Source organism: Treponema sp. (genome assembly GCF_052169735.1).
In the GTDB taxonomy this organism is placed as follows: Bacteria; Spirochaetota; Spirochaetia; order Treponematales; family Treponemataceae; genus Treponema.
The window spans coordinates 16,305-37,199 of record NZ_JBQNBW010000021.1 but is presented as its reverse complement, the minus strand read 5'-3'; the positions used below and the strand labels follow the sequence as shown (position 1 = coordinate 37,199).

Here is a 20,895-nt window from a genome sequence, read left to right as displayed (position 1 = left end):
AACTGTATGAGTCAAGAATGAAGCTGAAAAGCGATATAACGACGATCTCAGAGACGCAATTCAGTGCGGGGGTCGAACGGGGTAAATCGCTCGGTCTTGCTGAAGGTAAATCCCTTGGTCTTGCCGAAGGCGAAGCAAGAGGTAAATCGCTCGGACTTGCTGAAGGCTCACGGCAAAAAGCTCTTGAAACAGCGCGTAACTTACTTGTGATAGGTTTATCTATTCAAAATATCGCAAAAGCAACCGGCTTAACCGTAGAGGAAGTAGAAACACTTAATTCATGATTCGTGCGAAGGGTTAATCCTCACATGCTGCGCCGTGGTATGTTGATTATAAAAAGTTTCTAGCTTTTTATAATGCAGAAGTCTTGTATCGAATTGGTATGTGTCTTGGTCTTGACACATAAAGTAATACAATTTAGTATTACTTTATGGAATGGGACGAAACAAAAAACGAACTGAATATCCGTAAGCACGGCATATCGTTTGCTGAAGCTTCAGAGATTTTCAATGATCCGAATCTCATTGAGTTTTTTGACCACGCTCATTCGACTACAGAAGAAGCAAGATATATATGTTATGGCGTTACTTCAAAGTATCTTGTCTTAGCGGTTGTGTATACGGACAGAAATGGAACAATACGATTGATTTCTGCGCGAAAAGCGAATAATAAAGAGCGAGGTGTTTATTATGACAGACTTAGAACAATTTATAGCAACTTGTGAAGCTCACGCGGTTCCTGACAACGAAATCGATTTTTCCGATATTCCGGAACTAACCGATGAACAAATAGCACACATGAAACCCAGCCATCTTGTCAATAAAAATATATGGAAACCCCAAAAAAAAGTGTTAAGCATTAGAATTGATGCGGATCTACTGGAGTCACTCAAAGCAAGCGGTAAAGGATGGCAAACGAGATTAAACGACTGGATTAGAAACGGCGTCAGTTCTCATTATTTTTAATTATAAATTATAAATTATCCTGCCGGTATTCCCGCGGAGAACATCCGAATGTATTCTTAAAAGCGGAAGAAAACTTATTCGGGTTTTCATATCCAATTAGGGAGGCAATTTCCGTAATCGATTTTTCTGTAGTGTGTAATAGCTGCGCCGCTTTTTGCATTTTGTATTCTTTTTGAAAAGCATAAATCGGTTTTCCGTACACTGCTTTAAAACAGTCTTTCATTACCGTTAAACCGATGCCGTATTTTTGCGACAAATCTTTTAACCGCGGATTTTCACTCCAGTGTTCCGTAATATCAGCTTTAATCGCTTTTATCTTTTTTATATATACTCCTGAAAAACAGGTATGTGCCGCAGACTGCTTTTGCGGTTTATAGTGCTGTAATAAAAACAACAGCTCTAAAACTTTCAGCCGCAGGTAGCCGTTTGTTGTATCAGAGGGAAAGCGGCAATCTTGGGATGCTTCATATAATTCATTGAATATACGGAGCAGCATTGGCGGTGTTTTAATAACTGCGCATTTATTGTCGGGACAATAGTTTTGCAGTAGTGCCGCTAGGTCAATGGATATGCCTTCGATAGTATTCTGAAAAACCATACCTGTCTTTTTGACATCGATAATGATTGTACAGCCGGTGTAATATCCTAACGGGAAAAAAGGCTTTTCGGTTTGAGCTTCCAGAATGCCGATCGCGCAATCATCGTCTCCAAGGTAGGTAAAGTAACCGCTTTTATATTCGCATTCAAATCGGCCAGACTTGCAATAGGCTATTTCCAGAATATTCGATACCGGCTCTTTTCGGTAATCACATGAGACCGCTTCAAAAGTTGTAAGTGCATAATCAACTCCTGAGAATAAATGAAAGGTTTTCATACGCCCGTTCGGTGTATCGCAGTTGATAGCATATTCCGTTATCAAATTGGTATTAGATACAATAGCGGCGCGTGTTCCGTGCCATTCGGTTGCGTGCGCATGTTTGAAAACTTCATTCAACATTTTTATTATCTCTTCCAATTCATCTTTACTGATAAAACCGTTGGGGATGTCCCGAAAGGTGGTTGCTTTTTCGTCATCCCCGAGGAGTTTTCAATAAAGTTTTTCTACAGTGGGCTATCTCTAAAAACTCAAGTGTTTAGAGAGTCCCTAAGACAGCCCCAGGTCTATTCCTCTGTTTTATCGGAAGCAGCATTCTCATCCATCTGTTTTTTATTATTGCCAACCGACAACTTTCCTCCTAAAAAACCAGCGATGATAGACTTTACGTCAAGCCCCGTCGATTCTGCTGCACCGTCAAAAATCTGGTTGGCTGTTCCGATGATATCTTTCATCATTTTCGTATTATTACCGTCTCCGTACATCACGATCTTTTCTACTTTAGAGAGCGGTTCGGCAATATGTTTTGCAACCTCCGGTAATGAATTGAAATACATTTCCATAATTGCTGCTTCACCCATTTTTTTCATGGCTTCCGCTTTTTTGTCGATACCCTCAGCCTCGCTCAGTACCTTTGCTTTAATACCTTCAGCTTCAGCGAGTGCTTTCAGTTTTATCGCCTCTGCCTCTGCTTCTCCTTTCGCTTTAATACCGGCTGCTTCCTGCTCAACCGAATAACGGGCTGCCTCCGCCTGTGCCTTTAAGGCTTCCGCCCGTTTTTTCTCTTCATAAACCGCTGCCTCAGCTTCCTTTTGCCGTGTATACAGATGAGCATCTGCCCGTTGCTGCGCCTCAAATTTCTCAGCCTCAGCCTTTTTTTTCACCTGAGCATTGAGCGCTTGTTCAGCAGCTTCCGCTTCTTTTTCTTTTAGGATGATAATTTGCTGCTGTTTTGCAATTTCCGCTTTTACGGTATTTTCTTCGATCGTTTTCCGCTGTTCCTGTTTCTGAATTTCGCCAGCGGCATCCGCTTCTGCTCTTTTTATATCGCTCAGTTTTTTCAGCTCGGACTGCTTAATAACTAATTCGTTTTCACGCTCAGCTATTTCTTGCGCTGCTTTCACTTTTGCTTCATTTGCACGGCTATTTGCCGCCGCCTGAGCCATCGCTATATCCCGTTCCGCTTCGGCTCGTGCAATTTGAGCGGATTTTCTGATTTGTTCAATATTATCAATACCGAGATTGGTGATAACCGATTCATTGTCTGTAAAATTCTGTACATTGAATGAAATAATATCCAGTCCCATTGCCGCAAGGTCTGGTTCTGTATTATTTTTAACCAGTTCCGCGAATTTTTGCCGGTCGTTGACCATCTCCTGCAAGGTCATTTTTCCGACAATTTCACGCATATTACCTTCCAACACTTCTCGTGCAATACGTCCAATACTGTCGCTCTTTAAATTCAAAAAGTTTTTTGTCGCATGTTCCAATTTCTCCGGCTCAATGGAAATTTTTATATTGACAATGGCATCTACCATAATATTGATATAGTCGGCTGTCGGAACCGAGGAAGATGTTTTGACATCAATAGGGATAAGCCCTAATGCAAGATGATCTTTCCGTTCAAAAAAAGGTATTCTGATTCCCGCTTGACCGATTAAAAAACGTTTTCGTTTTTTTAAGCCTGAAATGATAATCGCTTCATCCGGCGCAGCTTTTACATATCCGACAAGAATGATAATAACAGCTAATATGATTGCACATCCGATTAGCGCATACAAAAATATGTGCATAATGCACCTCCTTAAACGAAATCTTTTGGGCATCTCTAAAATGTTTATTCAGGTTGTTTTCTAGAAGCCCCATATCGTAATGGCTATGCCGTATTATAACCTGAAACGATAGGTTATGTATATTACAGGGATTCCGCATTATGACTACTTAAAAATATTGTACGCGATACTATCCTCTTCATAACTATACTCTGCCCTCAGTCTTGTGTTTTTATCCTGCATGCCACACATTGCATTTTATATCCTGATATTCTATACTTTCTACAAGTATGGAAGACGAATTACAGATAACCCTTACAAACGATTACGCGTTCAAACGCTTGTTAGGCTCGGAAGAAAATAAGCCGCTCTTGCAGGACTTTCTGGAATGCATTCTTGATCTTACACCGCAACAGGTTCTTGATCTTGAATTCATGGATAAAGAGTTGACGAAAGAGGAGTTCAGCGATAAAACAGGTATTCTGGACGTAAAACTCAAGCTAACCGACGGTACAATGATAGATATAGAGATACAAGCGTCGTGGAACGCATCGTTTGTAAAACGAACGCTATTTTATTGGGCAAAGATGTACACGGCTGATTTTAAAGCCGGAGAATCGTATGATAAACTGCATAGATGTATCGCAATCAATATTATTGCAGATGGTTTCAGGCTCAATGACGCTATTCACTCAGAGTACCTGCTACAAGAAAAGGCAGCGCATACCATACTGACGGATGTGCTTGAAATACATTTTTTAGACTTACCGGCAGCAAAAAGGGCGAAAGAAGAAGGGAAAACGGCTGGTAAACAAGGTCAGCTTATTAACTGGCTGCGATTTATAGGAGCAACTAACAAAGAGGAGAGAGCAATGATAGCAACGAAGTCACCGGTATTACAAATGCTGAATGAAAAAATAGACGTATTAACTTTATCGCCGACAGAACGGAAACTGTATGAGTCAAGAATGAAGCTGAAAAGCGATATAACGACCATCTCAGAGACGCAATTCAGTGCGGGGGTTGAGCGAGGTCTTGCTGAAGGTAAATCGCTCGGTCTTGCTGAAGGCAAATTGCTCGGACTCGCTGAAGGCGAAGCAAGAGGTAAGTCGCTCGGTCTTGTTGAAGGTAAATCGCTCGGTCTTGCTGAAGGCTCACGACAAAAAGCCTTCGAAACAGCGCGAATGTTAAAACAATTTGGTGATTCTGTTCAGAAAATCGTGCAGGTAACCGGCTTGACTGTGCAAGAAGTAGAAATGCTCAAGTAATGATGCGATAATGCTGAAGCCCTGATGTATATTATTAACCGTTGTGCACTCTTTACATGAACTCTTTTGAAATGATAGTATCTGCATGGAGGCTTGGTAATGAAAGAATACCGGAAATTGTATGTCAAGGTGATTTTATTATCCATACCGGCAATCGTGCTCGGTACGGGTATTCCTTTTTTGGTTTCGTATATTGTCGATTCCATCATAAACGGAAAGACAGAAGGCTTAGCGCCGTATCTTGCGGCATTTCTCGGCTTGCTGCTGCTGAATAAACTTACCGATCTTTTCAGTAACTATCATTTTAATATGCTTGCACGAACTGTTACTGCAAATGAACGGGAAAAGTTTGCGGAAAAATTCCTCTTTTCAAAATCGAATTTGTACGGCCGGTATTCCGAAGAAAAGATCACTAACCGTATGCTGAAAGAAATAACGGCATTGGGCATTATATACGGCGAAGCTCCTGCAATGCTGATATTAAATATCCTCATGCTGATCGTGTCTTTTATCGTACTTGCACTGATCAATATCCGTCTGCTGATTGTTTCCTGTTTGATTATTCCGCTGGTGTATGTGTGCGGAAATATCTTAAAAAAGCGGATTATCGCTGCTTCCGAAGCGGAAACATTAGCGCATGAAAAACTGCTGCACCGTATTACCGAACTGGTACGGGGCTTTTGCGATATAAAACTTTTTAAGGCTGAACGGAATATCCTTAATACACTGCATAAAACAAATCTTGACTTTTTAAATGCGCAAAAGAAAGTTGTATTTGCCGACCGGCTCTATCATGATATTGCTGATATTATCTTTTCTGTTCTGCCGCTGCTCTGTATGATTATCGGCTTTTGGCTTTCTACTATCCATCAATCAACGCTCGGTTCGGTTGTGTCTTTTTATATGTATGTTCCCTACTTTATCGAACCGATTAATACCTTGACTAATTTGCGTTCGAATATGCTCAGTGCACGTAAGAAGAATGAACTGATTGCGGAATTGGAACAGGATTTTCTTACGCAGCTATCCGGATCCGAACCGCTCGCACATGCGGAAACGGTTGTCGTCGAACACATCAACCACAACTACGGTAAAACAGTCATTACCTCCGATCAAAAACTCAACATAGCGAAAAACGGTTTGTATGGAATATCCGCCGTTTCGGGAGCAGGCAAAACCACAATCTTAAAAATTATATCGGGATTTTTGGCATCGCCTGATTCTTCCGTATTTTTATCCGGTAAGGATATACGCACATTAAATACCGATGACATAAATGATGCAGTTTGTTATGTGTCCGATAAATCCTTTATTTTTGAAGGCAGTGTAAAAGAAAATATCGAGTTGTCGCCTAAATTAGCATTTAATGATGCAGCGCTTTCATTTTTATTTGATGCCGATGAACATATTACGGCGGAGACGCTCTTGGAATCCGAAGGAAAAAATATTTCACTGGGACAAAAGCAGCGGATTATTATGCTGCGGTTATTCTCGCTGGTAAAAAAACCGGACGTGCTGATTTTAGACGAATCCTTATCGGGCACAGATGAAAAACGGGAAAGCGCTATCCTACAGGAGATCAAGAAGCATTTTGATCAATCAAAAATCCTGTTTGTTACGCACCGGTCAAGTTCGTTCGATTTTTGTGATTTTATGATAAGACTGTAAGTAACACTGTTTTGCAAAGCCGGTAAGACCGCACAGGTATTAAGAGGAGTAAGTCCGTTCAATCCTTAGCCATGCGGATGGGCTTTATGGTAGAGTTCCTGTAATTGTGCTGCTGTAATGTGGGTATACCGCTGTGTGGTTGCGATATTGCTGTGTCCCAATAGCTCCTGCACAATCCGTATGTCAGCGCCGCGTGTAATAAACATGGAGGCAAAGCTGTGGCGGAAGGCATGGGGGGTGAGTTTTTTATAATTCGGGAGGAGGGCAGTGTAGCGGTCGATGATGTACCGTATTCCCTGTGTGGTTAATGCGCCTCCTCTGCAATTTAAAAAGAGCGCTGTTTGGTTAATGTGCAGGGGAGGGGGACTGTGCTGAGGAGGGATACCTTCATCCTGCAGAGAGTCAAGCAGCTCCTGCCGCTCACCAAGATAGCGTTCCAGCGCTTCCTGTGCAAAATCTGCAAAAAACACCTTGCGTTCTTTGCTTCCCTTCCCCTTGACAATAGCCCAGCTGCACCGCTCTTTTAAGTCCTGCACAGTAAGCGCTTGTAATTCAGAGACACGGCAGCCGGTAGAATACAGTGATGAAAAAAGGGCTGCATCGCGGGCATACCACAGTATTCCAGCTTCCTTGGGAAATTCGCAAAACTGGTTTGCTTCATCAGGAAAGAGAAAGCGCGGTAGTTTTTCGGGCTGTTTGAGATTGCGGATTGCAGCTGCCGGATTTTCGGAAACAAGCCCTTTCCGGAGAAGATAGCGATAAAAGCCCCGCACACAAGAAAGAGTACGGTTGATACTTGCCGGAGCAAAATGCCGGTTTCCCATATCCGCAATAAAAATTCGCAGCTGCATCTTTGTTATGACCGTACAAGTGAGCTCATTTTCTTTAAGCCATGATTCAAACAGCTTGAGATCGTTACGGTAGGATTCTATCGTATAGGGAGAAAAATGACGGACACCGGCGCTATATGCAAGATAGTCCTCAAAGAGGGAATCCATTGCTTATTCTCGTATCGGATCGTCGGGTACTTCCACCGTACTGTGCAGACAATCACAGTCGGGATTGATACATGCCTTATAGCTCCCATTTTTTTTGTCGTATCGTTCTACTAAAAACCAACCGCATTGGGGACATGTTGCATTGATCGGCTTAAAGTGAGTGAGAAAATCGCATTGCGGAAAATTGGTACAGCCGAAAAATTCTTTTCCTCGTCCTTTTGCTCTGCGGGAAACAATCTGCCCGTTGCATCCGGGACGAGGGCACTTGGCTAATGGAATGGATTTTGTATTTCGGCATTCAGGAAATCCTTCGCAGGCTAAGAAAAATCCGAAGCGCCCGAGCTTTTTCATCATTTTTTTTCCGCATTTTTCGCAGGTAAAGTCCGTTGGTTCATCCAAACGCCCTTTGAAGCTGCCTAAATGAGTCATAACGGAATCAACTTGTGTGATAAAGGGGCTATAAAAAGCCCTGATGATCTGTGACCAATCAGCATTGTGCTCTTCAATTTCATCCAGTTTTTGTTCCATACCGGCAGTAAAATTCACATCGATAATATCATTAAAGTTTTCAACTAAGATGTCATTGATAATTCTTCCAAGCTGTGTTGGAACAAGCTGTTTATTTGAACGGTTTACATAGTAGCGGTCAAGCAGTACGGAAATAATCGGCGCATACGTGGACGGGCGGCCAATTCCTTTCTGCTCCAGCATTTTTACAATGCTTGCATCTGTATAGCGGGCAGGCCCTTGGGTAAAATGCTGTTCAGGGGCTAAGCCGCCGACGGTGAGCTCATCGCCGGTTTTTAGTGCAGGCAGCACTTTCCCCTTTTCTTCTTTTGAAAGAAGGAGATTCAGCACCGCATAAAAGCCTTTTTCCGTTACCTTTGTTGTGGCAGTTTTAAAGACTGCATCGCCAACCGTAATTTCAAAGCTGATTGTTTCCGTTTTTGCACTCGTCATCTGGCTGGCGGTAAAGCGTTCCCAAATTAAAGTGTACAAGCGCAGCTGATCCCGGTTCAGATAATCTTTGAGGTATTCAGGCGTATAGGTACAGTAGGTTGGGCGGATGCCTTCGTGTGCATCCTGCGCTTTAGCTCCCACGGTATAAATGTTCGGCTGTGCCGGTAGAAAGCCGGGGTGCTGTTCGCCAATCCATTTCCGTACATCTTCAAGGGCGACATCAGAGATTCTCACTGAATCCGTACGCATATAGGTGATAAGACCGACCCGGCTGGAACCGACGGCAATACCTTCGTAGAGCTGCTGGGCAACTTGCATTGTCTTACGGGAGGTAAAACCCAGCCTATTTGCTGCTGCCTGCTGCATGGTGGACGTAGTAAATGGAGGTTTGGGATGAATACTTTTCTCCGTACTTTTAATGTCGCTGATGATTGCGCTCTGTCCTTGCAGCAAATCAATAATTGTCTGTACATCCCGTTCGTTTTTTAGTACCGGTTTATCTCCCTTGTAAAGGGACAGCTGGGCATTAAAGGCTGTTTTTCCTTTTTTGAAGGTGCCTTCGAGTGTCCAAAACTCTTCAGGGATAAAGTTTTCAACTTCTGCTTCCCGTTCGCAGATAAGCCGGAGCGCAACAGACTGTACACGTCCGGCGGAAAGCCCGTTCTTTACCTTTTGCCATAGAAGAGGGGAAAGGTTATAGCCTACCAGCCGGTCGAGTACGCGGCGGGCTTTTTGGGCATTGACCTTCGATTCATCTATATCCATGGGATTTTGCACCGCGTTTTTAATTGCCTGTGGGGTAATTTCGTTAAAAACAATGCGGTTGATCGGTACGTCTGCACATTTTTCTTTGATTGCATGACACAAGTGATAGGCTATGGCTTCTCCCTCACGGTCATTATCACTTGCGAGAAAGACATGCCGCGCATTTTTTGCATCTTGCTGCAGCTCTTTTAAAAGCTTTGCTCTGCCCCGCACGGTGATATATTCAGGCTGAAAGCCGTGTTCAATATCGATCGCAATACGGGACTTGGGAAGGTCGATAAGGTGTCCCATCGAGGCTTTGACCATATAGCCGCTGCCTAAATATTTTTCGATTGTTTTTGCTTTTGCCGGAGACTCTACAATAATCAGGTTCTTTTTTCTCGGTTTTGCTTTTGTTTCAGCTGCTTTCTTCGCCATATTATGGTGCTCCTTCTTCAAACAAAGGTAGTTGTCTTTTTTGTTCCCGCTGTGAATACTGTAAAACAGGATGTGTCCATTCACGTAACAGGTCTCCGGCACATTGAACCGGAATTGCTCCGTCTTCCGCTAATTTTTTTCCGCCGCTATTCTGTATGGAATCCAGCAAAGCGGTACACACACATACATCTCTGCCTTGTTCCAGGGCAAAGTCTGCGGTAATAAGCGCCCCTGATTTTGCCGGGGCTTCAACAACGATGGTTGCCCGCGAAAGCCCGGAAATGAGCCTGTTTCGCTGCGGAAAACGGTAGGCAAGCGGCGGCTCTCCCGGTGCATATTCACTGAGGATGCACCCGCCTCTTTCCAGTATGTATCCTGCAAGCCGGGCATTGCTTTTGGGATAGAGCTGATCCAGTCCGCAGGCAAGTACTGCCGCAGTAAATCCGCCGCCTTCCACAGCGCCTCGGTGTGCAAAGGCATCGATCCCTCTCGCTAATCCCGAAATAACCGGAATACCGACATGTCCGCATTCGGTGCCTAGCTGCAAAGCGGTTTTTATCCCATTTCCGCTTGGGCGGCGGGTACCGACTATGGCAACCGCTGCTTTATCGGCATTCGGCAATACCCCCCGATAGTACAGCAAAAAGGGAATGTCCGGGATTTCTTTCAGCAGCGGCGGAAAATCGGGATCATCATAGAAGACCATATTGATCCGGCACAACTGCATTAATTTGAGCGCTTTTTCAACAAGTTCAGGCAGTTTTTGGGGATTGTAGACACGTGTAGTCAATTTCCGTTGTATCAGCCTGCTTAAATCATCTAATGAACTGCCGGTAAGCGTTTGTATATCGCCGAGGGTACGGGCAAGTAATAGCCGCTCATGCCCTTTCAAAAAGGAACAATACGAAAGAGCAATATACAGTTTTTCCCGGCTGCTATGCAAGACTCCATCCATGATCGTTTTTCCTGCTGGAAGGGTTATGAGCCTCGTGCATTTTGTACAAATGCCTTATTGCGTTCTGCATCGGCACGCTGTTCGGCGCTTCCGCTTGTTTTAATAATTCTGTCATACGCTGCAATGGCTTTTTCGTATTGACCGGTCATATAATAAGCACGCCCTAAAATGAACAAAGAATCCAGTGGTTTTTTTTCTTTTGCGGCGAGCGGTTCCATAATAGCTATGGCATCTGCCGGTCTATTCAGTTCAAATACATAGAGGACTGAAAGTGCATATACTGCTCGGGTATAGTTAGGATCAAGTTCAACAGCCCGCTTATAAGCTGAAACAGAAAGATCAAAATATGCCTGCCGTTCTCCAGAACTCATATTGGGATAGTCAAGCGTACTTTTTGCCAAAATGGCAGCGCACACACCAATTTGATAGAAGACGTGCTGATTTTCCGGGAAATACTCAAGGGCATGTTGAAAGGATTCAATCGCTTTCTTGTACATCTTTTTATCCATATATCGCCGTCCCAGTATTTTATACCAAATACCGGTACGATGCTCCATCGTAATAATATCATCAATTTTTCCTTGATACTTACTGATGGCTGATTGCAGATCTTCTATAGAAGACGGGTTTTTCACACCGAGTTCCATATCTTGCAGCTGACGTAAAAATGCCCGATTTCTACAAGCTGGAAAAAACAATACGGCACAAGTCAGTACCAGCAGTCCGATTATTATCTTTTTAGTGTTCATAATGCTGTAATCCTTATATGTTCTTTTAGACATCTTCTCAATTTTAAACATCCCAAGTACATCGTAAAAAACTCAAAATCGCTTTGCAGTCAGCAAAGCGGACAACTGAATGCATTTCCTTACAGAATAAGCCGCGCGGATTGCAGTTTTTAGAGGCTTCTTATTTACAAGATAAGGCTTTCAATTTCTTACCGGTTCTGTTTTTTCCATGCGTCGATAAACTCAAGCATATACTGCTGAATATCATTGAACCAGCGCTGCTGAAAGGCACAAGCCTCTGTGCCGATGTAGCGGTAGTGCCAAGACTCCCATACATAGCCGGTTACGCTTTCGTAACCCTTGGGAAAAGAAAGTGACCAGCCGTATTTTGATGCATTCTGCACCATCCATTTACCGGCACGGGTTTGTGCAAACTCATCGGTTATCGATCCAAAATCAATGACCGTTCCCAGTTGATGCTGGCTTGTCCCCGGCCGTGCAGAAAACCGCTCTGCCTCTTTTTCTCCGGATTCCCTCACATACCGCTCAAAGAGCGTTTTTTGATAAGTGTATGGACGGTAAGAAGAGCTGACCAATAGGGTTACGCCGTCTTGTTTTGCGGCAAGCGCCATCTGCTGCAAGGCGTTTTCAGCTGTTTTTGTCAGGGATAAATCCTTCCGGTTAATACGGTATGCCCTGTCTCCCGTAAGCTTAATGAGCTGCGGCGGAATATAGCCTTCCGGTAAAAAATGTTTTTTATCAACTAAAACGAGGAGATTTTCCTTTTCCGCTGCGAGTACGCGCTGCAATTCCGCTAAAAATACGGTACGCTCGGTTTCGATATGTTTTCGGATTGAGGCAGGAAGAGCTGCAGGATAGATAAAATTATCATATTGCTTTGTTATCTCCGAATCCGCTGCAGAAATGGAACAAAGCGGAAATACACAGAATAATGCAACTACAAGTGTCTTGAATGCTTTTGTATACATGGATATGCTCTCTTAGAGGTACACAATAATATTGGAACGGGCGGGGCTGTGGCAGTAGCGCACCTTACGGGCAAGATTTCGTGTCATTAATAAGCCGAAGCCGCGATACCGCTGCGCCTGAGAATCAAAATGCGGTTGTGTTTTTTTAAGTGCCCGTAATAAATTATCAAAATTACTACTTGTATATGAAAAACACAACCGTGGAAAAAAAAGCTTTGATGCAGCGAGGCTGATACCGGTATTTTCGACAAGGATAGCGTGTTCGGCAATATTGTCAAAAACTTCTGTCGCAATGATAAGCGCCGTAGAGCGTTTATCTTGCGGAATATCTGTAGCGGTAGCGATAAATTCTTCTACGAGATTTATATTTTTCAAGTTTGCTTCTACCAGTAGCTGCTTCACGCTCTTACCTTATCATTACTTTACTTCATCAAGAGAATGAATAACAGGAAATACTTCCGAAAAACCGGTGGAAGCAATTGCCAGTTTGACTACTTCCGAAGGGTTAAGAATATAAATTTTATTGTTTAGCTCATCTCCATCTTCTGATGCAGCCATCAGTATGCCCAGACCGGATGAAGAAAGGTTAGTAACACGGGAGACATCAAGTACAACTGAATGCTCTTTAATATGCCCATATACTTTTTTTTCAAACTCATGGTAGGTATACGAGTTTATTGAACCGGATACGGTCAACAGCACAAATGTGTCATTTAACTTTTCAGTTATTACTAAATTATCCATAGCAAGTCTCCTATTCATTATATTTGAGTACTAAAATAGTCACATCATCATCTATCTTACGCAAAATAAAATCAAGTAGGTTATTATATATAATACGGGCAATTTGTGAAGACTTTGCACTATGATTTTCTTGCAAAATATGTCCAACACGGTCGCTGCCGAAACGGTCTCCCTTGAGGTTGGTTGCTTCCAACAAGCCGTCTGTCGTAAATACAATAGCATCACCTTTATGCAGTGTAATTTTCCGTACTTTTAAAAACGGCGCTATGTTTTTTACAAAGCCCAAAACCCTGCCTTCACCTTGAATTTCAATTGCATTTTTGTATGAATTGATATACATCGACATCAATGGAATACCGCAGTTTAAGTAATAGATGGTATTTGTAGGGAAATCAATAATACCGAACAAACCGGCAAAGAACGTCCCCCGCGGTAAATTATCCTTGATAAAGCGGTTCACTTTTATAACCAGTTCTTTAAAGTCCGGAGATTTCTGTAAATAAGTATGAATGACAGACTTTAAAATGATCATTGACATACTGGCGCTTAAGCCTTTGCCGGAAACATCTCCGATTAAGAACATGGCTCGCCGTTCATTCAAGGTAATATAGTCGATAAAATCACCGCCGAGTTGGTGTGCCGAATAAGCAACAGAATCCATAGAAAAATGATGCGATTCAAGGGCATCTTTATAGTTTTGGATAGAACCGATAATTTGATCGGACATTTCTACTTCACGGTCTATGGTGGCGGTAATATCTTGTTTGGTGATATTCCGCAGATAATAGATAATCAAGAAAAAATAAGAGTATAAGTCTGACAGCATATTGATATCGTAGAGGCTATATTCGGCGCTATGCGTTTTAGGCGCTAACAGAATACACCCGATGAGCTTTTGCCCTTCCCGCATACTGATGAGTATTTCTGTTTGGGTCGTTTCAAAAATATCCAATAACTCAGCTCGGATATTTTCATAGAGATAGTTTGCAATAAGCTCTGTTTTGGTGATAACGACATTATTTTGGTTGAGCAGATATTCAAAACACGGCAGATTGGCGCTCATTGTGTTGTGATGATCGAAGTCCGAATAGACAGTTTGCAAATTCATGTTTTCATCGCTGACTAATATATTCAGCCCTTTACAGGTAAGATGTTGCTTCATCATCCTGGGGAAGGCTTCCAGGATAGCATCATGCCCTTTAGCAAAATCAAGACTTTGTAAGTCGCTGTCAAGTTTTTTTGCATAATCGGCTGTACTGCCTAGAACATATTGCAGTTTATTGCTAATACTGCTGCGGATAAACAGAAGAATAACTCCGGTAACTGTAATGAGTGCAACCCAGCCGGCGGGTGAATTAGTAAAATTCATAACAAGGGCGGTAACAAAGCCTGCAAGGGCAGAAAACACAACGGTAAAAAATAAAAAGCGGATAATACCGAACAACATCTGCTTTATATCAAACACTCGTGTCAGCGAAAAGATGATATTATCAAATAGCAGCATTGCCACATAACCAAAGGGGAGAAAGGCAAATGCCCACGAAAATATCATAAAGTAATATGTTTCTGCAATCCAGATCAGCAGACAAACTCCGATGGAAAAACCATGAAGTAGGAGTTGCTGCCGGTGAATATTACTTTTTACAAAGAATATCCTTAAAAAGAGTATTACGATTGCAACACATGGAACAATGAGTGAATATATAGATGAAAACACTCTCAGACCGCTGATACCCGGTAGTATTTCCTTAGGTGTAAAGAAAAAACCCTGCAGGGGATTCCATTGAAATCTGCCTACGAAAAACAGTACGATTACAATACCGGCAAGATGTATGACCGCATTAACTTTTTTGAGGATGGGATAGATACCCACCTCAGAAATAACAAATGCCATATCCGCTATATGATAGGATGCAAGAATCATACACAATAAGGTTGCTGTTGATGCGAGACGCTGTATACCGAATTGCTCATAAAAAGCGAGATGGACGGACAGCGCCAGAAAAAATGCGACCAAGGTTGCCGGTATGGAAATCTTATTTAAAAGAACATTGACATAGTTTGACTGATAAAACGACAGATACAATGAGTTTGCTAACAGTAAAAGTGCAAAAAAATATGTAAAGAAAATTAAACCCATAGTTTTATCCTTTCACCTTTGCGGCAAGAATGGTTGTGTCATCACGGAATGCTTTTGCAGCACTATAATTTAAGCCGAAATCTGCAACTTTTGCAGCAATGCTTTGGGCATCGGAGGCGGCAAATGTTTTTATCGTTTCTAAATAAATCTCGTTATTACCCAGCTGAATACCTTCTTCGTTTGTAATTTCCGGGATGCCGTCTGTTGTAATGAGCAAAAGATCATTGCGGTAGAGCGGTTTTTCTGCAACCGTTACCGAATCAATGTCGATAATACCGACTAAAGAACAATTCGATTCCAGTGTTTTGACCTTATAACCGTCGGCAGCCTGCGTTAAAATCATCGGCGCTTCCATCGAAGCATTTACATAGCGTACTTTCATTGCCTTTGTGTCGATTAAGCCTAAAAACACAACGGTATATTTGTCAAGCAAATGCATACGTTTGATAGCGCTATCAACGGCAAAGATCAAGCCGGCGAGGTCTTCTTTATCATCTATGATACGAATCGTATTGATAACAACTCCCATGATCAAAGCAGCAGCTAATCCCTTACCGGAGACATCACCCGTTACGATAAGCGTTTTATCCTCATTGATGGGAATAATATCGTAATAATCACCGGACACATTGACGAGCGGACGAAAATAAACGCCTATTTCTAATTGCTTGAGCATCGGTATTTTGTGCGGTAAGAAAGCGTGCTGTGTATTTGCAACCATTTGCCATTCTTGAGCAAGTTCAGAATAATAAAGGAGCTGAGAAAGTGTCGCCTCCCTGCCCACGTAATTTTTAAACTCTAAAAAGAGTTTTGGAAAAATTTCCGGCTCAATAGCGCGGATATATCTGCATATAATAAAAAATCTGATAGAACCGTATGCAATTAAAAGCGCCCGTGCTTTTTTTCTATCAGTAGTCATTTGCATTTCTGAATCTAAAAAATAGATATTTTCTTTCCAGTGATCTAGCCAGTTGGGAGAAAATCGGTGTACTAATTTTTCATATATATCAGGATCGGAAACATAGGGAGACGCACTATTATAGATAACTAAATTTGTTTCAGTATTCGTAAATAATACCGAACAGTCTGCTTTATATTCAAGTTGCTGCTGTATTGTCTCAATTAAGTTTTCCCGGGTATAGCAAAAGCGCAGCCGGCTAATAAAGCCGTCAAATAGCGCTGTTTCTGTTCCTTTATAGACATTTTCTCTGACCTTACGTGTTAAAAAAGAAATCTGTAAGGAAGCTGCGAGGGATGCTACAATAAATAAAACAAAGGCAAACCCAAAGCGGGTCCAGAAGTTGAAGTTAGGTAACTGACGGTATCTTGTTACCATCAAGGTAAGGTCTCTTGCTGAAATCAGCCGTCCTAAGAATGAAAAGCGTGGGCTGAGCGCTAACATAAAAGCCGCAAAAACTAAACTAATACCGGTGAAAATAATCAGTTTTCCCAGAAATTCTTGGTTTTTCCGTATCATTACCTATAACCTCATAACAACTTTTCGTACTCTTTTTAAATAAGCCGCTCGACCTGTTCTGAATCGCACAAATAACACGATTTAGAACGTCGCACCTCAGTAAACCTGTTCAGAAACGGAAGTTTCCAAACAGGTTTACTAAAAAACACTGACAACCGTAAGACTGTCAGTGTTCTATCGAGAACCGCTAAAACGATACGTTTTAACGGTATTTCCGTGATCCTTATTTACATCAGAACCAGTTATTTCATGGTATTGACTGCGGGTTTATCGCTGATTAAGCCAAGATCACAGTAATCCCAACTGCTAACAAAACGCTTATCCCAGTTTTTAACGCGCTTGTTAATAGCTGTTAAACCGATACGATAGTTTGTCGGAATTGCAGGCGCTTCCTCAAGAATGTTCTCATCCCACTCTTTATATGCTTGGGCGCGGAAGGCTTCATCAAAGACCTCTTCAGATGCAATTTTTGCAAGAAGTTCATCATTGCGTTCATTCACCCAACGAAGTCTATTGAACCGTGCCGTGCGGCCATATAAACTATTCGGTTGAGGATTGGAACCGACACCCCATCCCGCTACGAACAAGTCTACATCAGGATCATCATTTGTTAACTTATCATAAAATGCGTTAAACTCGATGAGCCGCCCATCGTTCAAAGCTACATTGAGACCGACATCTTTCCAGTTTTGAATATAATAGCTTGCGACCGGCGCTGCAACATCGGAACCGCTTATAAAAAGCAAGTTGATCTTTAAGGGTTTGCCATCCGGTGTTTCACGGTAGCCGTCTCCATCTATATCCTTATACCCCGCATCGTCAAGCAGTTTTTTTGCTTTTTCAGGGTTATATGAATACCCCTTCCGGTTTACATCATAGAATCCGGGGTGGTACGGCGTAATAAAGGAATTTGCAGTAATGCAGAGCCCATGATAGTAGATAGCATGGATACCGTCATTATCCATTGCATAGCCGATTGCCTGACGGAGCGCCTTATCCTTAAACTTACCGCCGTCAGCAAACATTTCAGCTTCACCTTTTTCGTTGTTCCAACGTCCCATCTTAAATCCGACATACCCATACGCACCCCGTACAGCGCCAAGGATATCAATATTATCCACCTTCAAGATCGGTTTTCCGTTTGCATCAAGTTTGGTTTTTCCTTCATCATCAAGTTCAACAAACTGATCATAGAGGTCAAGATTAAAGTTGATCACATCGACATCACCGGCTTTCAGCGCTGCGGCAACAGATGTCGGCTGAATACGCTTTACAACAAGACGGCTGATACTTGGCTTCTTACCATACCAGTAAGGATTGGGTACATATTCAAGAATATCACCTTCTACCATAGAGCTGATCACAAAGGGTCCGCAAGAAAGCGGCGCTTTCCGAACACGGTCATGGGCTTCCATCTCCGTTATGGGAATATCTTTGAGGTAGTGATAGGGTTCAGCATTATATGTCAGTCCCGCACCCCATAAAATGCCGGGAAAATAATCTTTAAAGGTAACTTCCACTGTTTTCTCATCGATCTTTTTAACCCCGGAAATGTTTTTTGCTTCACCTTTATGGTATTCTTCCATACCGACAACGTTTTGCATGTTTGCATTGTAGCGTACGCCGGTGTATTCAGGATGACCGACACACTCATAGCAGAAAATAATATCTTCTGCAGTTACCGGTACACCGTCGGACCAGGTAAGTTTCGGTTCGATGTGGTAAGTAGCGGTCTTCTTTTCACGGTCGAATGTCATATTACAGTAACCGCCGTCTATAATTTCATGGTTTGGTCCGCCAGCCATGAAATTGCCAAGCATAGGACGCATAGCTTCATATGTTGGAGTATCCTGATACAAGAAGGTATTAAATACCCCCTTCCATGGAGTATCGCTTGCAAGTCCTATAACAAAAGTACCATCAACCTCTGCACCGTCTCGTTCTAGAACCTGCGGAAACAGCAATTTAAGCTCTTTGCTGTCTTCTTTGTTTTCAGTTTGCACCTGCGCAGTTTGCTTTTGCTCCTGCTTTCCGCCGCAGCTTACAGCTGCCAGCATTACTGCGAGTAAAAATGCAGTAAGTTTTAAACCTTTTGGCATTGTTTTCCTCCTTGGATTTTACTCAAAACCATAGCCTGAACTCGTCTTGAGCGCCGTTTATTTATAACGCTGTTTTGCATCGGATGCCCGTTTAATGGTTTGTCCGACGTAGTTAATACACAGCATTAACACCATGATTAAAATAGAAGCAGGCAGCCATACCCACAGTTTGCTGGAAATGGTACCCGGATCCCGTGCATAGCCGATTAAGGTACCAAGTGAAGGAGATGTAGGCGGCAGCCCAAATCCCAAAAAGCTCATACCTGTTTCTATACCGATATTTCCTGCCATACCGAGGGTAAAATTGACAATAATAATGGAAGAAATATTCGGTAAAATACCCCCATACATAATCTTAAAATCACTAGTACCCATGATGCGCGATGCGTTTACGTAGTCCCGTCTGTTTTCCGACAGCGCCTTACTGCGCACTAGACGGGTAACCCCTGTCCAATAAAAAGCTGACATTATAAAGATAAATGTCCAAATATTATAGGTCGGCACAATCGTAACAAAAACGATGATCAGCATCATAATCGGTAAAATAATAATAAAGTCGCAGATACGCATAATGATATTATCGACCCTACCGCCGTAAAAGCCGGTAAGCAGACCGAAAAAAATACCGATTATTTCAGTGATAATAGTTACACTGAAGGCAATAAGCACCGAGTTTCTCGCTCCGATAATCAGCTGCGGCAGGATCGGGCGGCCGCCGAGGTCTGCTCCCAGAATAAACTTTTTTCCCGGCACGGAAAACTTATCCCGTAAACTTACCTTCATAACGGTTTCCGTATCAAGGATAAAACCTCCGATAATGATAACTGCAAAAATAACCGCTAATACAGCGAGCGCAAAAACGGCTGCTTTATCATGCTTAAATTCCGATTTGACTATCTTCCAAAAGGACGGAACAGTACTCATTTCTTTGAGCGTGGTTTCATCGATGTGCTCAATATCAAAATCTTTTTTATTTTCCATAACTCCCTCTCAAAACCGCCGCGGAGGGCGGTGAAACTATACAGAAGCGACATTTTGGCTGTGCCAAAATTTACCATCAACTGATGTACTTCCTTGTACATCAGTTGATAAAAGCTTATTCAATTCTAATCCGAGGATCAACAATGATCATGATAATATCGGAAAGCAAACTACCGAACAGGGCAAGCGTTCCATAGAGGAGGGTAAGCGCATTTATAACCGAATAATCGCGTGACATAATCGATTCAATAAAGAGCAATCCCATACCTTGATACATAAAGATTGTCTCAACAAATATTGAACCGGCAAGTAGTCCGGTTATGGTAAACCCGAAGAATGCAGCAATAGGCAGCAGTGAATTTCTAAAGATATGGTGACTGTAGACTTTATCTATCGGAACCCCCTTACTGCGGGCTGTTTTCACATAATCCTGACTTTTTGCATCGATAACCTCATTGCGCAGATACTGTACAATACCGGTGGTACGCAGTACTGCTGCCGTCATTGCCGGCAGCAGCATGTGGTATATCCTGCTGGCAATATAGCGTCCGGTATTGCCTATTGAATCCAGACCGACAAAGCCTGATGTCGGGAAAATCCGTAATTGATACCCGAACAGCAATAGACTAAGCAGCGAAAGGATAAAGGTTGGAATTGCATAGGTAATAAAATTGTATATCAGAACGGCTTTATCGAACTTGGATCCGTTATACCTCCCTGCACGGATACCAAGCGGTACTGCGATTGCGTATGTTAACATAACAGTAAACAGCGAAAGCCATAATGTATTCTGCGCCGGTAATTTAATTTTATCTTTTACCGGTATTTTATAGGTATATGAGACACCAAAGTCCCCATGCAGGATAATCTTTGTTATCCAATTCTTGTATTGTACCGACCACGGATCGTTTAAGCCTGCTTTTTCCCGTAATTCTTCGATACGGGCTGCATCAATATCAGGCATACTATTTATTATCCCCGTGAAGGGATCCCCCGGCATCATCTTACCGATCAAAAACACCAACACGCTTAGGACAAACAGCTGCGGTATCATAATCAGGACACGGCGTACTACAGTCTTCCACATATCTTTCC

At 42.5% G+C, this 20,895-nt stretch carries 18 protein-coding genes and 1 pseudogene; 5 read left to right on the top strand and 14 right to left on the bottom strand.

Annotated elements, in window-relative coordinates:
* The 3 genes and pseudogenes from ACTTJ8_RS05145 to ACTTJ8_RS05135 all read left to right on the top strand — a co-directional run.
* Positions 1 to 284, top strand: a pseudogene (locus ACTTJ8_RS05145) (hypothetical protein); the annotation flags it as partial.
* Between the two features lie 146 nt (positions 285 to 430).
* A complete protein-coding gene (locus ACTTJ8_RS05140) occupies positions 431 to 724 on the top strand; it encodes a BrnT family toxin (RefSeq protein ID WP_016522726.1) in 294 nt (97 codons plus the stop codon).
* Positions 690 to 965, top strand: a complete 276-nt coding sequence (locus tag ACTTJ8_RS05135) for a BrnA antitoxin family protein (protein ID WP_442720518.1) — start codon at positions 690 to 692, stop codon at positions 963 to 965. Before ACTTJ8_RS05140 ends, ACTTJ8_RS05135 begins: the two co-directional genes overlap by 35 nt.
* Positions 966 to 972: 7 nt before the next feature.
* Here ACTTJ8_RS05135 and ACTTJ8_RS05130 read toward each other — a convergent pair whose 3' ends face one another.
* Positions 973 to 1,962, bottom strand: a complete 990-nt coding sequence (locus ACTTJ8_RS05130; RefSeq protein ID WP_442720517.1) for a helix-turn-helix domain-containing protein — start codon at positions 1,960 to 1,962, stop codon at positions 973 to 975.
* Positions 1,963 to 2,126: 164 nt separating this feature from the next.
* Entirely contained in the window at positions 2,127 to 3,632 is a 1,506-nt protein-coding gene (locus tag ACTTJ8_RS05125) for a flotillin family protein (RefSeq protein WP_442720516.1), read from the bottom strand.
* Positions 3,633 to 3,901: 269 nt separating this feature from the next.
* Between ACTTJ8_RS05125 and ACTTJ8_RS05120 the strand changes: the two genes are divergently transcribed.
* Together ACTTJ8_RS05120 and ACTTJ8_RS05115 are read left to right on the top strand one after the other, a co-directional pair.
* A complete protein-coding gene (locus ACTTJ8_RS05120) occupies positions 3,902 to 4,879 on the top strand; it encodes an Rpn family recombination-promoting nuclease/putative transposase (RefSeq protein ID WP_442720515.1) in 978 nt (325 codons plus the stop codon).
* A gap of 99 nt (positions 4,880 to 4,978) precedes the next feature.
* Positions 4,979 to 6,547, top strand: a complete 1,569-nt coding sequence (locus ACTTJ8_RS05115; RefSeq protein WP_442720514.1) for an ABC transporter transmembrane domain-containing protein — start codon at positions 4,979 to 4,981, stop codon at positions 6,545 to 6,547.
* Positions 6,548 to 6,612: 65 nt separating this feature from the next.
* On the opposite strand, the gene ACTTJ8_RS05110 is transcribed toward ACTTJ8_RS05115, so the two are convergent.
* The 12 genes from ACTTJ8_RS05110 to ACTTJ8_RS05055 form a co-directional block, all read right to left on the bottom strand.
* Positions 6,613 to 7,545 carry a tyrosine-type recombinase/integrase gene (locus ACTTJ8_RS05110; RefSeq protein WP_442720513.1) on the bottom strand — a complete coding sequence of 311 codons (933 nt, stop codon included), beginning with the start codon at positions 7,543 to 7,545 and terminating at the stop codon, positions 6,613 to 6,615.
* Between the two features lie 3 nt (positions 7,546 to 7,548).
* Positions 7,549 to 9,687 (bottom strand): type I DNA topoisomerase, encoded by a 2,139-nt coding sequence (topA, locus tag ACTTJ8_RS05105; protein WP_442720512.1) that lies wholly within the window; start codon positions 9,685 to 9,687, stop codon positions 7,549 to 7,551.
* A 1-nt stretch (position 9,688) separates the two neighbouring features.
* Positions 9,689 to 10,642 carry a DNA-processing protein DprA gene (dprA, locus tag ACTTJ8_RS05100; RefSeq protein ID WP_442720511.1) on the bottom strand — a complete coding sequence of 318 codons (954 nt, stop codon included), beginning with the start codon at positions 10,640 to 10,642 and terminating at the stop codon, positions 9,689 to 9,691.
* A 23-nt stretch (positions 10,643 to 10,665) separates the two neighbouring features.
* Positions 10,666 to 11,424, bottom strand: a complete 759-nt coding sequence (locus tag ACTTJ8_RS05095; protein WP_442720510.1) for a tetratricopeptide repeat protein — start codon at positions 11,422 to 11,424, stop codon at positions 10,666 to 10,668.
* A gap of 155 nt (positions 11,425 to 11,579) precedes the next feature.
* On the bottom strand, positions 11,580 to 12,359 hold the full coding sequence (locus ACTTJ8_RS05090) for a M15 family metallopeptidase (RefSeq protein WP_442719009.1): 780 nt from the start codon (positions 12,357 to 12,359) through the stop codon (positions 11,580 to 11,582).
* 12 nt (positions 12,360 to 12,371) lie between these two features.
* The gene (locus tag ACTTJ8_RS05085) at positions 12,372 to 12,761 is read right to left on the bottom strand and encodes a hypothetical protein (RefSeq protein ID WP_442719008.1); all 390 of its coding nucleotides are present in this window, start codon (positions 12,759 to 12,761) and stop codon (positions 12,372 to 12,374) included.
* Positions 12,762 to 12,776: 15 nt separating this feature from the next.
* Positions 12,777 to 13,103 (bottom strand): STAS domain-containing protein, encoded by a 327-nt coding sequence (locus tag ACTTJ8_RS05080; protein WP_442720509.1) that lies wholly within the window; start codon positions 13,101 to 13,103, stop codon positions 12,777 to 12,779.
* A 10-nt stretch (positions 13,104 to 13,113) separates the two neighbouring features.
* Positions 13,114 to 15,243, bottom strand: a complete 2,130-nt coding sequence (locus ACTTJ8_RS05075; RefSeq protein WP_442720508.1) for a PP2C family protein-serine/threonine phosphatase — start codon at positions 15,241 to 15,243, stop codon at positions 13,114 to 13,116.
* A gap of 4 nt (positions 15,244 to 15,247) precedes the next feature.
* Positions 15,248 to 16,720: a PP2C family protein-serine/threonine phosphatase gene (locus tag ACTTJ8_RS05070; RefSeq protein ID WP_442720507.1), complete on the bottom strand. Its 1,473-nt coding sequence runs from the start codon at positions 16,718 to 16,720 to the stop codon at positions 15,248 to 15,250.
* Between the two features lie 242 nt (positions 16,721 to 16,962).
* Positions 16,963 to 18,819: an oligopeptide ABC transporter substrate-binding protein gene (locus ACTTJ8_RS05065; protein WP_442720506.1), complete on the bottom strand. Its 1,857-nt coding sequence runs from the start codon at positions 18,817 to 18,819 to the stop codon at positions 16,963 to 16,965.
* A gap of 57 nt (positions 18,820 to 18,876) precedes the next feature.
* The gene (locus ACTTJ8_RS05060) at positions 18,877 to 19,800 is read right to left on the bottom strand and encodes an ABC transporter permease (RefSeq protein ID WP_442719003.1); all 924 of its coding nucleotides are present in this window, start codon (positions 19,798 to 19,800) and stop codon (positions 18,877 to 18,879) included.
* Between the two features lie 115 nt (positions 19,801 to 19,915).
* Positions 19,916 to 20,887, bottom strand: coding sequence for an ABC transporter permease (locus ACTTJ8_RS05055; RefSeq protein ID WP_442720505.1), 972 nt, complete (start codon positions 20,885 to 20,887; stop codon positions 19,916 to 19,918).
* Positions 20,888 to 20,895 lie beyond the last annotated feature (8 nt).